Genomic DNA, 15,334 nt, shown 5'->3' with positions numbered 1-15,334 from the left:
ACAATTCCATTAATTCTGCGACAAATGTATCAGAAAATTGGCAATATGCTTTTTGATTTGTTCAGAGCCTCCATTGTAATTGTTGATCATCAGACAAAAGCTATATTTGGGATGTGCTCCCTCCATCCAATATCCTGCATAAGCGCGCACACCCTCCATGCTTCCGCTCTTTAGTCTGTACCTTCCTTTGAGTTTGGATTTTTTGGAAATCTTATTGGCCAAAGGACCCGATTGAGACACATCCGGCAGGTAGGGATGAATGTGATTTCCAGCTTGGTCGATCGCTATTTTTTGAAGAATTCCACACATGGCGAGCGCAGTCATGCGGTTTTTCGGACTCAGACCACTGCCGTCAAAAATCTTCACTCCATCCAAATTTTCCGTCTTATTTAGATAAAATTTTCTCAACTGGCGCAGGGAAGTAGGTCGGTCAGCATTTTTGGTCCAGTATTTTCCGGCCAAACTTAAAAAAGATTCTGAGTACAAATTGACGCTTTTATGCAATGCCCTTGTTGCCAATTTGTCCAGACTTTGCGAAAAATGCAGGTAAATCAGCTCTGGTGTTTTAATATCAGAAAGTATAAGGCTATCTCTGAAGAGAACACCTCTGTTGATCAGTCCATCCCGAAGAATGCACTCATAGGTCTCCGCAGGATTTGGCATGGATGCATAGAAGCTGATCGTTTTGTCTTTTGTTTTTTTAATCCTGCCGGAAACAGTATAAATCCGGTGGGGTGAACTCCCCATCACATAGACTGATTCGAAGGGCTCTGTTTCCACAACAACGGCCTCCGAGCAGTAATTTTCCCATAGACAGGAAGGTACCACCTTGATAATTTCACAAATCTGATTGGCTTCTTCTGGTATATTCAGGTCAATGCTCGCTGAGTTTTCCAAAACATTAAAACCAAAATATCCTGCACCATAGTAATTGCCCAAATCGTACCAGAGCCATTCCGGGTTTTCCGGGAGGTCGTTTTGCCAGGTAGATTGAACGATGATTCTCCCCACCAATTGATGTATGCCTCTTAGTTTTAGAAGATTGGCTACTGTATCTGAAATTTCTGACAGGGTTTTGTTTCCAGGCAATAGATAAGAACCAAAACTTGGATCTCCTTGTCCGATGACTACGATATCCGCATAACAAGTGCTATCTGACCACATATGCACTTTAAGGTAAAATTCTGTTCTAAATTGGTAGGACTTTCCAGCTGTAGAGAAAGCTGCATAGCTGCTTAAAATTTTAAGAGTTGAGGCTGGAATAAGGCTTCTCTCCACATCAAAACCTGCCATCACTTTACCGGATTTGATATCCATCAAACAAATACCAATACTTGCATTTTTAAAGTCCTCCTGCTTTACCCAAGCATCGATGGACTGTTGCCACTTTTCAGATTGTGGGAATGCATTAAAACAAACCATAAAACAGAAAAAAAAACATATGCCCAACTTCATACGTTACTGTCGTATCCGATGTGAAACAATCCGTCACCCTGATGCACTACCGGAGCATTGTTGTGGCTCAATAAATATCCACTCCGCGTTGCATAAAGACGAGTTTCCTTTTGGCCAAAAGGATCATTGATGATGGCGAGCAATTCATCCTTTCGCACAAATTCACCTGCCTTTCGGGTAAAACTGACGATGCCTCCATCCGGACTTCTCTCCCACATCGTCTTCTTAAAAATCAAAGGCGGTAAGGCTGATCCTAGCTTACCTGTTTTCATCCCTTTTTTAATTAAAAGGTTCTTGATGAGTTCCAGTCCCTTGTCGATGACCAGATGATCCAGTCTCAATGCTTCTCCACCTTCAAAAATCAGGATGGGTATTTTTAAATCCCGGGCCACTTTTCGAAGAGATTTTGAGATCACTGGTTTTTGGACAAGTAGCGGAAAGCCGGATTCCATGGCCAACTGAAAAGACTCTTCAAACCGAGAGGTATATCTCAGCTGTGGCATATTCCAATGGTCCCTGCCACCGGTGTGAAAATCGATTCCAAAATCAACCATGCTCAGAATCTTTTTGGTGATAAGTCGGGCCACCCTGGATGCCAGTGATCCGGTCATGATTCCCGGGAAACTCCGGTTCACGTCTTTTCCGTCAGGCACATCTCGGCTGAAATTGATAAAACCAAAAATATTCAACACGGGAATGCAGATCACGCTACCCGCATCAAGATTGGAAAACATACCCTCCGTGATGGCCCTTCGGAGGATTTCTACGCCGTTAATTTCGTCCCCATGCATTCCTCCCAAAAACAATGCCACCGGACCTGGTTGACGGCTGCGAAAAATATACGCTGAAATTGAAATTCTGTTTCCACTCGGAAGCCTTCCTGCATTTATTCTTACCACCCCGTAAGATCCCGGCCCAAACTCCTGACCCTGTATGTTAAATGGATCCATTTTTTTGTGCGGTCTTTTTTTCCACAAATTGGATGATGCAGTCAGCTATGTTTATGCCTGTAGTGTTTTCAATTCCTTCAAGACCCGGAGAGGCATTTACCTCAAGGATCAGTGGTCCCCGACGGGATCTCAACAGATCCACCCCGGCAATGGACAATCCCAACAAAGAGCTTGCTTTAAGTACAATATTGCGCTCCTCTGAAGAAAGCTCAATCTTAACTGAACTCGCACCCCGATGGATATTGGATCTGAATTCTCCCGGTACTGCTTGTCTGATCATTGATCCTACAATCTCACCATCTACCACAAACGCACGGATATCTGAACCTTTTGCATCCGCAATAAACTCCTGGACTATCACATCTTCGCCCACCCTGTGAAATCCCTCTACAATAGACACTCCCTGACTTTTGGTTTGGGATAAAATCACACCAAGACCCTGGGTGCTGGCCAATAACTTGACCACTGCGCGTTCCTTCGAAATTTGGTCATACACGATTGGGGCACAGGTGTCGCCCGCTGAAATTCCTGTTTTAGGTACATCAATACCCTGGCTGCTTAAGATCTGCAGACAATGCAATTTATCCCTGGCTTTGAGCAAGGCTTCCGCTTTCACTGTCACGAAGATACCCATGGCTTCCAGCTGTCTGACGATGGCAGCCCCATAAGCGGTATTAGAAGCTCCGATTCTTGGAATGGCTGCGTCAAAATGCCCAAAAAAATCCTGCCCAATCATGAGTCTTGGCTTTGATTTTTCAACGATGATATTGCACATCAGCGGATCGTACACCTGAATATCATGACCTCTGTTTTGAGCAGCCTTGATTAAGCTTTGTGTGCTATACAAGGCTGCATTTCGGGATAGGATGAGTAGTTTCATTTAAGGCAATCACTAATTTGTCCAAAGGTAGCAATTTTCCGGAATCCCAACGATCAAGCGGTTCTTCAGGTAATTGCAGCAAATTTCAAGTTGGTAACTTTGGATTTCTCACAAATAGAGCATTGATTATTCAATGGCCTCAGCCCATCATTGGATTGTGCATTCAGGGATAAATAAAAGAGGTTTTCTTCATTTTTGCGTATCCTTGTCCCGAATTATTCAGGCATGAAAGAAAAAACATCCAAGGCAGAATGGGGATGGGTCATTTTTGACTGGGCCAATTCTTCCTATTCGCTGGTGATTTCAACCGCGATTTTTCCAACTTTTTTTATTGCAGTCACAGAACCCAATATACAAATCGGACCGATCTCTGCCTCGAACTCTTCAATCTATGCTTACACTGTTGCATTTGCCTATTTGATTGTTTGTCTGATATCACCTGTCCTGTCCGGAATTGCAGATTACGGAGGACACCGCAAGTTTTTTATGCGCTTGTTTACCACCCTAGGGAGTTTGTGTTGCATGAGTCTGTTTTTCTTTAATGGGATGGATCAATTGGTGCTTTGTCTTCTGGCATTTGGAGGAGCCGCCACATGCCATGCCGCTTCTCTTGTTTTCTATGATTCCTACCTTGCTGAATTGGTGCCGCCAAAACGAAGTGATAAGTTGAGTGCAAAGGGTTATGCCTACGGATATGTAGGCAGTGTAATTCTTTTAATTACCAATATTCTGATCATTCAACAACCACAATGGTTTGGAATAGGTCCTGACTTGGTGGCCCAAAACATTCCGATCCGATTGGCTTTTTTGGCTGTCGGACTCTGGTGGCTGGGTTTTAGCCAGGTTTCCTTTGCGTGGTTGCCAAAGGATAAACTTAGTCATAACAATACTTTTAGTTTACTTCATGGAGTAAAAGAGTTAATGAAAGCCTGGACAATCATTAAAAAAAGGAGAGAAGTTTTCTTTTATCTGTCGGCATTTTTCTTTTACAGTGCGGGTGTGCAGACAGTGGTGTATTTGGCTTCGCCCTTTGCACAAAAAGAGCTGGGTTTTGAATCCTCTGAATTGGTTATCGTGATCTTGCTTTTGCAAATTGTGGCCATCGGCGGCGCGTATTTTTTTGCGATGGTCTCAAGAAGATCTGATAACATTGTCAGTATGAAATGGATGCTGTTTATTTGGATATTTATTTGCATCCTTGCCTATCAGGTGGATAGTAAAAATATGTTTTACGCAATTGCCGCCATGGTTGGTTTGGTCATTGGCGGTATTCAGGCCATTTCTAGATCCACTTATTCCAAATTAATACCACAAGGGCACGATGACCTGACCTGCTTTTTCAGTTTTTACGATGTGGTGTATTATGTCTCGATTGTTTTTGGTACATTTATGTTTGGATTTATCGATCAGATGATGGGTAGCATGAGATACAGTGTGCTTAGTTTGATTGTGTTTTTCTGTCTGGGTTTGGTGTTCATCCATCAGGTAAAAAGACATCATCTGGCAGAATAAGGAGAGGCTTATCTCTCCACTATTGAATGGTTTTGTCAGAGAATTGGAAAATATGAAAACCAAAAGGATGCATTGAGCAAAATGTATATTATTGAAAGTTCACATTGGATTTTCTAACCCCCAAAATTGCCGATTACCAAACCAGAATGCATCAATTATTGATTGCAATATTCACCGCATCACCCAAAGTGTAAAAAGTAAATTCGGATAAAATTTATTTACATACTCTCAAGCCGGTTCCCAGCGGTACATAACGACACACTTCATACTGCACGGCGACATTCATTTTTACCTTGACATGAAAATGCATGTGTGTGTTGGCAGGAGAGCCTTCTCCGGTCAAAGCAAAACTAATCCCTTCGTCATTTACAGCTTCTGCATAAACCTGCAACAGGCGCGCAATCTCTTTTACCCCTTGATCATTGAGATACTTGTTGATGTTAACCTCAGGTGTAAAGATAGTGGCCGGAATATCCACCAACGGAACCAGTTGATTTTGTTTCATCAACAAAATTAAATTGAGCCCATTGTCCACTGCCCCAATGTTGACAAACATAGCCGCTGAACTATTGTCCAATTCTTTCTTGTAAGACATGAAAGCAGAGGTGAGTTCGATTCTCTTTACCTTAAAATTGGAGCCTTCCACTTTAAGTGCTTTGCGAATATTCTCTGCGGTCAGCTTGTGAGCTTCCAAAAATTTGCCGGTTTTGTTGACCGTGTAGGTAAATTCCACCGGAGCTGTTCTGGTCTCAACAAAGACCTGATCCTCGCAGAATTCAACGACTTCAATATCCGTTCCGCAGCAACCGTCAAAAATCAGTGCCGCAATCGCAGCACCTATTGAAAAAATAAAATATTTCATACCTATTGTCATTTTAAATTCTGATGTTCATACCGAAAGCTGCATTCCATGGGCCTGCATAACCCACCGATGCGCGAAATTGAAAGATCCAAAGTTTAAGCGCACCACTCAATTCTGCAAACAGCGGTTTTGCTCCCCTTACCCTCACTTCATACAGCTCATTGTTTGGAGCAGTGCCATACTCGTATTGAAATCTTGTAGCAGATGCTTGAAATCCCAGGGTCAGCATACCCGACCAAATGCGCGAAGACTTGCCGATATGGCCACTGAAAAGATGATGGTTGCTAAATAAATACGGTTCTGTACTAAAGCGATGATAAAAATATCCCACCGAAAGGTCAAACGGAAAATTCTTCAAATAAGGATTAAGTTGATGTCTGGCCCCCAATCCCAAAAAAGCAATCTTGCCTACTTCATCTTTGAGGTCAAATCCAAAATATCGGACTGTCAGTTCTGAGTGGAACAATCCCCCAATGGTAAGCTGGGGTGCTGCCATGGGTAAAAATGTGAGGTTGTATCCAACCGGAAATATAAAAACGGTACCGTTGTCGCCATCCAAAGCCACAGCTTCGTTGGGTCCGATGATGGTGGGTACTTTTGCGCTTTGCTCTGGCTCAAAACCAAAGCTGGTTTTGGCGGTAAAATGCCGCATGCCTGAAGTTGGTGCTGAAGCCATGACCACCAAACCCAATTTAATCCTGAAGTTGGAGTCCACCAAAGACCATTCCCTTATCCCGGTATGAATATTGCCGGTGATCATATCTGACAAGGGTCTCAGATAGTCTTTTGCATTATCGCCGATGTAGGAATTGATGAAATCTTCAATTTTCTGAGCAGAAACAGGGTTAAAATAAAAGCCTAGGATGCACAAAAATCCAAGCTTGGTCAGCATGGAACTTCGGTAGCTAAAAGTATGCATGAAGCGGATAGTTGCCTCAAATTTAATGTTCCTTTTTGAAATACAAAAAAATATTTTTGGGAGATAATGGATTTCATCCCAACCGTTTGGAACATTTGACGACCGACAAACTTCCCAAAGTCTTCAAACAGTTTTCTCTCAATTACCAGAGATCAATTAAAATTAGTTTGTACTTGCCTGAAAATTTTTGCGTTCTCAGCTCGCACCGGACCAATCGGGCCATTTGGTATTTGTCCATTCCTTTTCCTATTTTACAGATTTAGCCTACATTTGTGGCTCAAAAAAATAAATCTATTTTGAAACCCACAGACATCAAGGATCCGGAATACTTTCATAAGGTGGTGGATTGTCAATATGCCTGCCCCGCGCACACCCCTGTACCCGAGTATATCCGCTTGATCGCAGAAGGAAAATACACAGAAGCCTATATGATCAATTGGGTTTCCAATGTTTTCCCCGGAGTACTTGGACGCACTTGCGACAGACCTTGTGAGCCTGCTTGTCGTCGGGGAAGGATTGAAGAAGAGCCTGTTGCGATTTGCCGGTTAAAAAGAGTGGCTGCAGATTTTAAAGGAGATGTACAATCGTTGATTCCCGGCAAACCTGAACATTCCAATGGCAAAAAAATAGCCTTGATCGGAGCTGGACCAGCCTCTTTGACAGTGGCCCGTGACCTTGCACCATTGGGGTATGAAATACACTTATACGATGATCAGAAAAAGGGCGGTGGATTTATGAGAAGTCAGATACCCTCCTTCCGCCTTCCCGAAGAAGTGCTCAATGAGGAAGTAAATTACATTCTGGACATGGGCATTCACAGTCATTTCGATCATCGGGTGGATAGTCTTAAAGAAATATTGGATCAAAAATATGATGCCATTTTTGTAGGGACCGGTGCACCCAAAGGCAAAGATCTACCTGATTTGCCAGGCCGCTGGGATGCCAAAGATCAGATCCACATTGGTATCAACTGGCTTGCAAGTGTAGCTTTCGAGCACACCAAATCCATTGGACGCAAAGTCCTTGTCATCGGTGGTGGAAACACTGCCATGGATTGCTGCAGGACTTCCCGAAGACTGGGGGGCGAGGATGTAAAAGTGGTTGTCAGAAGTCCGATGAACGAACTAAAAGCTTCACCCTGGGAAGTCGAAGACGCCCAACACGAAGACATCCCATTCTTTCCTCTTCATTCTCCCAAAGCATTTGTAACGGAAGGAGGTAAGCTCAAGGGAATGGAATTTGAGCTTGTAGAAGCCAAATATGAAAACGGCAAAAGAAAACTTGTTTCTACCGGAGAGGTCATTTTTATGGAGGCCGATGACGTGATCCTGGCCATCGGTCAGGAAAACAGTTTTCCCTGGATCGAAAGGGATCTGGGTTTGGAATTTGACCAATGGGGACTTGTCAAAGTGGACAGCCACAGCTTCCAATCCAGTCTTCCAAATGTATTTTTTGGAGGAGATGCTGCTTTTGGACCAAAAAATGTAATTACCGCCGTAGCGCACGGACACCAGGCAGCCATTTCGATGGATTTATTCTGTCAGAATCAAGATTTGGTAAAGGACAGACCGCATCCTATGACCAATCTCATCCGGCAGAAAATGGGAATTCACGAATGGTCTTATGACAACCAAACTGCGGATGACAAAAGATATAGGGTGCCGCATGCCGACAAATCCAAAACCCTAAAGAACCGTTTATTGGAAGTTGAGCTAGGCTTCGACGATCAACTCGCTTTTAAGGAAGCACAAAGATGTTTAAATTGCGATGTGCAAACCATTTTTACAGAAAGCAAATGCATCGAATGCGACGCCTGTGTGGACATTTGCCCCACTGCTTGTATTACATTTACCACCAATGGTGAAGAAAGTGAACTCCGAACAAGACTCAGTGCACCCGCTTTAAATACCGAACAGGATTTGTACGTCTCCAATTTATTGCCCACCGCAAGAGTTATGATCAAAGATGAAGACGTCTGTCTTCACTGTGGACTTTGCGCAGAACGTTGCCCCACCTCTGCCTGGGATATGCAGAAATACATCTATCACGCACCCAAAGCTTGTAAGTTATGAGCCAAACCATTAAAGTGAACGATCTGGTGATCCGATTCGCCAATGTCAATGGCACAGGATCTGCCAGCGCCAACAATATGTTTGCAAAAGCAGTCTTCCGAATGGGTATTCCCGTGACACCCAAAAATATATTTCCATCCAATATTCAAGGACTTCCTACCTGGTACGAAGTCAGAGTGAGTGAAAAAGGTTATCTAGGCCGTAGAGATGGAGTTGATATCATGATCGCTGTCAATGCGCAGAGTTTTCCAACAGATGTAAAAAATGTCCGCAGTGGCGGCTATCTGATATACGACAGCACCAAAACCTTGGATCCCGAATTCATACGCGAAGATTTGCACTACATTGGCATTCCAATGATGCAATTATGTGTTCAGCATTTTGCAGATCCGAGACAGCACATGCTTATGAAAAACATAGTGTACATCGGAGCATTGGCAGCCTTACTCAACATGGATGTAAAAGTCTTTGAACAAATTATTCGCGAACAATTTGCAAAAAAAGAAAAACTCATCCCAGGAAATCTGGAGGCGCTGCAACTTGGCATTCAATACGCCAAAGAAAATTTTAACTGCCCGCTTCCACTTAGAATGGAATCAAGAGATCTTTGCGGAAATAAAATTCTGGCCGAAGGCAACAACGCCTGTGGCCTTGGCGCTGTGTATGCCGGAGCAACAGTCGGCAGTTGGTATCCGATCACTCCTTCCACCAGCGTAATGAATGCGTTTGAAAAATGGTGTCACAAACTAAGAATAGATTCAAAAACAGGCAAAAAGAATTTTGCCATTGTGCAAGCCGAGGATGAACTCGCCGCTATGGGAATGGTGCTTGGCGCGAGTTGGAATGGGGCCCGAGCTTTCACAGCAACCAGTGGCCCTGGTGTCTCCCTGATGTCTGAATTTTTAGGTCTCTCTTATTTTGCAGAAATTCCTGCCGTGCTGATTGATGTCCAAAGGACCGGACCTTCCACAGGAATGCCAACGAGAACCCAACAATCGGATATTTTGGCTGCAGCTTATGCTTCTCACGGCGACACCAAGCACATCTTGCTTTTTCCATCCACCCCCACCGAATGCTTTGATCTAACGGCAAAAGCATTTGATCTAGCTGAGAGATTTCAGACAGCAATTATTGTGATGATAGATCTTGATCTTGGGATGAACGATCACTTGTGTGAACCATTCCAATGGGATCCTTCTAAAAAGTACGATCGCGGCAAAGTAATGACTGCTGCTGAACTTGAATCAGGAAAAATATTTGGACGTTATTTGGATATAGATGGTGACGGGATTCCCTATCGAACGATTCCGGGTACCCATCCCACCAAAGGTTCGTTTTTTACAAGGGGCTCTTCGAGGGATGAATTTGCCAGATATACCGAAGACGGTGATGTCTATGCCCGCAACATGAACCGCTTGTTGAAAAAATGGCATACCGCAGCTAAGGAAATGCCAAAACCTGAAATTGTGCGCGAGGAAAAATCCAATAAGGAGGCCGTATTGTATTATGGCACCTCTTCCTATGCTGCGCTAGAAGCTACGGACTTATTGGACTTGCAAGGCAGAAGGATGAATGCAATGCGTCTATTGTCCTTTCCATTCCCTGAAGAAGTAAAATCTTTTATTGATCAGCACGAAAAAACTTATATCATCGAACAAAACCGGGATGCTCAAATGAGATCTGTTTTAATGCAGGAACTGAATATTCATCCGGAGAAGTTAAAGAGTGTTCTTCAGTTTAATGGGATGCCTATCACAGCAGATTACATTGTGCGATGCATTCAGTCTGAAAAAAGTTTTATTCCTCAATACGAGAAATTGGAATTGGCTGAATCACTTCACTCATAATTTTACATTGAAGAAAAAAATAAATTCTCTAAAGTGACATACGCAAAACCCAATTTTAGACATCCTGCACTGGCCAAGAATGAAATCGGTTTTTCCAAAAGGGACTATGAAGGAGCTCTATCCACTTTATGCGCGGGTTGCGGACATGATTCCATTAGCGCTGCCATCGTCCAGGCTTGTTTTGAAATGTCCATCCAACCCCATCGCTTGGCCAAATTGTCGGGAATAGGATGTTCATCAAAAACACCTACCTACTTCCTTGGAAATTCTCATGGGTTTAATTCTGTCCATGGAAGAATGCCTTCAGTTGCCACCGGAGCTATTCTTGCCAACAAGGATTTAATTTATTTGGGTGTTTCTGGAGACGGAGATACCGCCTCCATCGGCATGGGTCAGTTTGTGCACGCAATCAGACGCAATCTCAATATGGTCTATATCGTGATGAACAATGGTTGCTATGGGTTGACCAAAGGTCAGGACTCTGCAACCGCCGATGAAGGTTCTGTTAATAAGAGCGGTGCAGAAAATCCCTTTCAGGGAATTGATTTATGTGGTTTGGGGATAGAATTGGGGGCTAAATTTGTAGCGAGAAGTTTTTCAGGAGACAAATCACAACTCATTCCTCTCATCAAAGCCGCCCTGAAGCATCCCGGATTTGCACTCATTGATGTGATATCTCCTTGTGTAACTTTCAACAACAATGCTGGTTCGACCAAATCTTACGATTACACCCGCGAACACATAGAAGCCACAGCAGCGATTGATCTGGTACCTTATAAATCCGAAATTACCATTGACCAATTGGAAGGCTCAACAGAATTGATCCAAATGCACGATGAATCTTATATACGTCTCAACAAGCTCCATCCGGATTGGGATCCAATGGACAAGTTTTCTGCCCTCCGCAATCTTCATTTGGCTCATTCTAAAAATGAAATATTAACGGGTCTGATTTACCTTGACACGGATAGCAAAGACCTCCATGAAATTCTAAATACTTCCGACACTGCACTCAATGCGTTGTCAGCAGAAGAACTTTGTCCTGGTTTGGATGTTTTAGATAAAATCAACGAGAGCTATCGATAAAATTTGGATTGGGTATAAGTAATCATAAATTATAAAAAATGAAATCAGCTATGAATAAAATAAGTTTTCTGTTTCTTGGTCTGGGATTGTTGCTGATCAGTGCCTGCAAAAAAGATTGTGAATTTCCAATTCGGTATTCTCTTAATATCAAACCACCTGCAGTTGTTCAGACTTATGTGATAAGGTCAAATGGAGCATTTGAGCATTTGGTTTCAGGATTTGCAAACATACAGTTGGATAGCATGATTGCCAGATCTAGCCAAACCCTGCTGAGTGACATTAGATTTACCTCTGACAGGTCATTTGATGCAACAAACCGCGATGGCAGCTTGCAAAAAGATGTATCTTATTTTATTAAAAACGACAGTTTGCTTTTTAGAGGGGACAGCAGTGAATATCTGGGCATTGTCCGCCCTGAATGTGGAGGTATAAAACTGCAATTTTGGGCGGTGAGTTATACCAATCGTGAAGTCCCCAGAAATGTGGTCAACCAGTATTTTGCAACCAGATTTGTTTCAGAATCCGACCTGGAAAACATCCGTTACATTATTCGGAATGAGAGATTACAAGAAAATGATACTTTGTTTATTGGCGTAGGTTTTTTGGAGAATAAGTAGGGTCTCCTGAAAAAGTAAATGATGGTTCAAATTTTAAGCCAAGACAACGAAAATGCCCAGGTGAACTTTGAATCTGTTCCAACACCAAAGATGGCCTATTTCTAACTGTCAAACAAAAACCTGAATTTGTGAGCCGGTGTGCATTCGTTCTAACCGAAAGATTAAACAAGCAATGCATCTAAACTCCTTATATCATTAGTAACTCATTGAACATAAGACAGTCTCAATTTTTCAGCAGAGCCCTGATTAGACCGGAAATGCATAAAACGCCTCTCTTCGAAATCCTTAAAATTTTGATTTGACAGGCCAGTTCCGCGCAACTTGTGCTAAGTTGTTCAAAACTGATTGAAGGTTTAGCAGAGGGATTCCCGATTCTTCAATTTTTTAATTTTCTTCCTTTTCCTTCTTTTTAAAGTATCTTCTGAACAGATAATTACTCTTTAATGCTTCCATATTTTCAGCGAAGGAGGCAGTTCCGCGCTCTACATTTTCAATGGTAGATTTTAACTTAAGCGTCAGGCTGGAATCATACAAAACGGTATTTGCGACTCCCTTTCCGGAATGCAATTCTTCACCAATCGTCTCAACGCTTTTTGTCAAATTACTCAATAGTTGACTGGCTTTGGATTCCAAACCATTTATATCCTTTACAGCCCTTCGCAATTCATCTGCCATGATGGTATCTGTGAGCAAAGTGGCCAAGGTACCAGACCCTTCAGACGCCAATTTTAGAGTTTGCACCGCATTTTTTGCAAATAGACTGGCAGTCTTTGTAGTCTCGCTCAAATTGCGCAGCGAAAAAGAAAGTTGATCCACCAATGTACTGTCATTTAGTAGTCTGCTTAGCTGCGTGCTAGAATTGATCATACGCACCGTGGTAAGTAATTCTTCCGAAATTAAGGCAATATTTTCATTGGTGTGATACAAGGTTCGAAGGATTTCCTGGTTATTGACTTCTTCGATCGAACCAAGCAATTCTCCCCCTTGTACGAATGTTGCCTCTCCGCGTTGAGGTAAGATGTCCACCAGTCTGTTACCAATCAATCCATCCGTGCCAATTTGCGCAATTGAATTTGTGCGAATAAAGTTCTTATATTCCTTATCGATTTTCATCGTTACTTCTACCACTGTGTCATTGAGAATTTGTATCCTTCTCACGTTGCCGGCCTCAATACCTGAAAAGCGGACTTTGTTACCCACGAGCAGGCCGTTGACATCTTTGAATCGGGTCTTTAGTTCAAATCTTGTACCCAGGAGGTCCTTGTTTTTTCCTAAAATATAAAGTGATAAAATTAGGAGTACGATTCCGCTCAAAATAAAAACTCCTAATTTAAATGCTTCAATGTTTCTCGTTTTCATTTTCGTCAGTTAAAAAATGGATGGATGCGATCGTCATCGATCCTTGAAACTTGTTCGTAGTTGCCAACAGCAAAACAAGCGCCTTCCAAAAGCACTGCGATCCGGTCTGCAGTAAGCTTGACGCAGCGCATGTCATGGCTTATGATGATAGAAGAAGTGCCATATTTCTCGCGGATCTTATTGATCAGAGAAATGATTTCCAGACTAGTGATGGGATCAAGTCCCGTCGTTGGTTCGTCATACAAAATAATGTCTGGTTTCAATATCAGGGTTCTGGCCAGGGCAATTCTCTTTCTCATCCCTCCCGAAAGTTCGATGGGCATCATGTCAATGGTTTGCTCCAAACCAACATTTGAGAGGGCCTCCATGACCAAAGCATCGCAATCGGTATCTGAATTTCTGATGGTACGTCTTCGCAAAGGGAACTCCAGATTTTCCCTCACAGTCATGGAATCATACAAAGCATTGCTTTGAAAAAGAAAACCCACCCTCACACGAAGTCGATCCAATTCCTCATGATTCATTGAAAGGATATCCTGCCCCAAAACCTGAATGCCGCCTGCATCAGGATCAATAAGTCCTATAATGCATTTGATCAGAACTGATTTTCCGGAACCTGATTTACCCAGAACCACCAGATTTTCACCTTTGTACAATTCCAAATTAAAATTAGCCAAAACCTGGTTGCTACCAAAAGATTTGTACAAATGCTTAATCTGCAGGATGGCTTCTTTCATTTGAAATTAATTCTGATTTTATATTCCATGGCATTTATCTTTGGAAAAGATCCGCAATTTGCACAGCGACCAGATCAATCAAAAAAACCAATACGGAAGAGACCACCACTGAGGAATTGGCAGCTTTTCCTACTCCTTCTGTACCCTTCTCTGTAAAATACCCTTTATAGCATCCGACAATGCCCACTGCAAAACCAAAGAAAAAGGTTTTGATAAAGGCAGGTACAAGATCAATGTAAGCAAGGTTGAGAAAGACTTTTCGAAAAAACAAATTTAAAGGCAAAGTATCATAGATGTTTTCACCCAAATAGGCTCCAAACAGCGCAATGGCATCTGCAAGGATGGTCAGAATGGGAAGCATTAACGTGCAGGCAAGGGTCCGGGTCACTACGAGAAATTTGAAAGGATTGGTTCCGGAGACCTCCATTGCGTCAATTTGCTCAGTCACCTTCATCGATCCCAGTTCAGCACCTATGCTGGATCCAATCTTTCCGGCAAAAATAAGCGCAGTAAGAATTGGCCCGATCTCACGAAAGATGGCCACACCTACCATGGCAGGAATTTGCACTTCTACACCATAGTATTCCATGGTGGGACGCAGCTGCATGGTCAAAACCAGTCCAATAATAAAAGCAGTTAGCCCCACAAGTGGCAAGGACTTATAACCGAGAACATAACATTGCTTGATGAATTCAGCTACTTCGTACCTTGGCGAAAATCCCTCTTTGAAAAAGCGCCATGAAAAACGGGCAATCTCTCCACTCTCTTTGAGAAAGGATTGGATACCGGCTGGGAAACTGTTCATTTGATTTTCTTCACCATTTAAGGCAAAGATATTTGATTTTTTTCTAATAGGTAAATTCAAATAATGGATTAAGAAAAGCTATAATGTTGGACACAAGAAAAATAATTTCAACTACTGTGCCATTCCCTAGAACCAAGGTATAAAATAAGCTGCTAAGCTGCCATAACAGCTGTTTTCACACACCTTTTTTGCCTCATTTTATCGCAGCAAAAACTTTTTTTGAATTCCTGGCT

General features: G+C 42.6%; 13 protein-coding genes. 5 read left to right on the top strand and 8 right to left on the bottom strand.

All coding sequences use genetic code 11. The features are described from left to right. Positions 1–9: 9 nt before the first annotated feature. The 3 genes from dacB to IPM48_08885 are packed head-to-tail and all read right to left on the bottom strand — an operon-like array spanning position 10 to position 3,285. Entirely contained in the window at positions 10–1,455 is a 1,446-nt protein-coding gene (gene dacB / locus IPM48_08895; GenBank protein ID MBK9271705.1) for a D-alanyl-D-alanine carboxypeptidase/D-alanyl-D-alanine-endopeptidase, read from the bottom strand. Beyond that, positions 1,452–2,405 carry a succinylglutamate desuccinylase/aspartoacylase family protein gene (locus IPM48_08890; GenBank protein MBK9271704.1) on the bottom strand — a complete coding sequence of 318 codons (954 nt, stop codon included), beginning with the start codon at positions 2,403–2,405 and terminating at the stop codon, positions 1,452–1,454. The genes dacB and IPM48_08890 overlap by 4 nt, the downstream gene beginning before the upstream one ends. Beyond that, complete coding sequence (locus IPM48_08885; protein MBK9271703.1) at positions 2,392–3,285, bottom strand: RimK family alpha-L-glutamate ligase; 894 nt, start codon at positions 3,283–3,285, stop codon at positions 2,392–2,394. The genes IPM48_08890 and IPM48_08885 overlap by 14 nt, the downstream gene beginning before the upstream one ends. Before the next feature lie 225 nt (positions 3,286–3,510). On the opposite strand from IPM48_08885, the gene IPM48_08880 reads away from it, so the two are divergent. Beyond that, on the top strand, positions 3,511–4,797 hold the full coding sequence (locus IPM48_08880; protein ID MBK9271702.1) for an MFS transporter: 1,287 nt from the start codon (positions 3,511–3,513) through the stop codon (positions 4,795–4,797). 214 nt (positions 4,798–5,011) lie between these two features. Here IPM48_08880 and IPM48_08875 read toward each other — a convergent pair whose 3' ends face one another. Further along, on the bottom strand, positions 5,012–5,659 hold the full coding sequence (locus tag IPM48_08875) for a hypothetical protein (GenBank protein MBK9271701.1): 648 nt from the start codon (positions 5,657–5,659) through the stop codon (positions 5,012–5,014). A 13-nt stretch (positions 5,660–5,672) separates the two neighbouring features. Next, complete coding sequence (locus tag IPM48_08870) at positions 5,673–6,578, bottom strand: hypothetical protein (GenBank protein MBK9271700.1); 906 nt, start codon at positions 6,576–6,578, stop codon at positions 5,673–5,675. A 296-nt stretch (positions 6,579–6,874) separates the two neighbouring features. On the opposite strand from IPM48_08870, the gene IPM48_08865 reads away from it, so the two are divergent. The 4 genes from IPM48_08865 to IPM48_08850 are packed head-to-tail and all read left to right on the top strand — an operon-like array spanning position 6,875 to position 12,200. Beyond that, positions 6,875–8,650, top strand: coding sequence for an FAD-dependent oxidoreductase (locus IPM48_08865; protein ID MBK9271699.1), 1,776 nt, complete (start codon positions 6,875–6,877; stop codon positions 8,648–8,650). Next, on the top strand, positions 8,647–10,497 hold the full coding sequence (locus tag IPM48_08860) for a 2-oxoacid:acceptor oxidoreductase subunit alpha (protein MBK9271698.1): 1,851 nt from the start codon (positions 8,647–8,649) through the stop codon (positions 10,495–10,497). The genes IPM48_08865 and IPM48_08860 overlap by 4 nt, the downstream gene beginning before the upstream one ends. Positions 10,498–10,530: 33 nt before the next feature. Beyond that, positions 10,531–11,583 (top strand): 2-oxoacid:ferredoxin oxidoreductase subunit beta, encoded by a 1,053-nt coding sequence (locus IPM48_08855; GenBank protein MBK9271697.1) that lies wholly within the window; start codon positions 10,531–10,533, stop codon positions 11,581–11,583. Positions 11,584–11,621: 38 nt separating this feature from the next. Beyond that, positions 11,622–12,200, top strand: a complete 579-nt coding sequence (locus IPM48_08850; protein ID MBK9271696.1) for a hypothetical protein — start codon at positions 11,622–11,624, stop codon at positions 12,198–12,200. A gap of 384 nt (positions 12,201–12,584) precedes the next feature. Here IPM48_08850 and IPM48_08845 read toward each other — a convergent pair whose 3' ends face one another. The 3 genes from IPM48_08845 to IPM48_08835 are packed head-to-tail and all read right to left on the bottom strand — an operon-like array spanning position 12,585 to position 15,101. After that, a complete protein-coding gene (locus IPM48_08845) occupies positions 12,585–13,559 on the bottom strand; it encodes an MCE family protein (protein ID MBK9271695.1) in 975 nt (324 codons plus the stop codon). Between the two features lie 5 nt (positions 13,560–13,564). Beyond that, the gene (locus IPM48_08840; GenBank protein MBK9271694.1) at positions 13,565–14,296 is read right to left on the bottom strand and encodes an ATP-binding cassette domain-containing protein; all 732 of its coding nucleotides are present in this window, start codon (positions 14,294–14,296) and stop codon (positions 13,565–13,567) included. Between the two features lie 34 nt (positions 14,297–14,330). Then, a complete protein-coding gene (locus IPM48_08835; GenBank protein MBK9271693.1) occupies positions 14,331–15,101 on the bottom strand; it encodes an ABC transporter permease in 771 nt (256 codons plus the stop codon). Between the last annotated feature and the right edge of the window lie 233 nt (positions 15,102–15,334).

This window comes from Saprospiraceae bacterium (genome assembly GCA_016715965.1).
Taxonomy (GTDB): domain Bacteria; phylum Bacteroidota; class Bacteroidia; order Chitinophagales; family Saprospiraceae; genus Vicinibacter.
The sequence above is the reverse complement of the archived record's forward strand: the minus strand, read 5'-3'. Positions and strand labels throughout refer to the sequence as shown.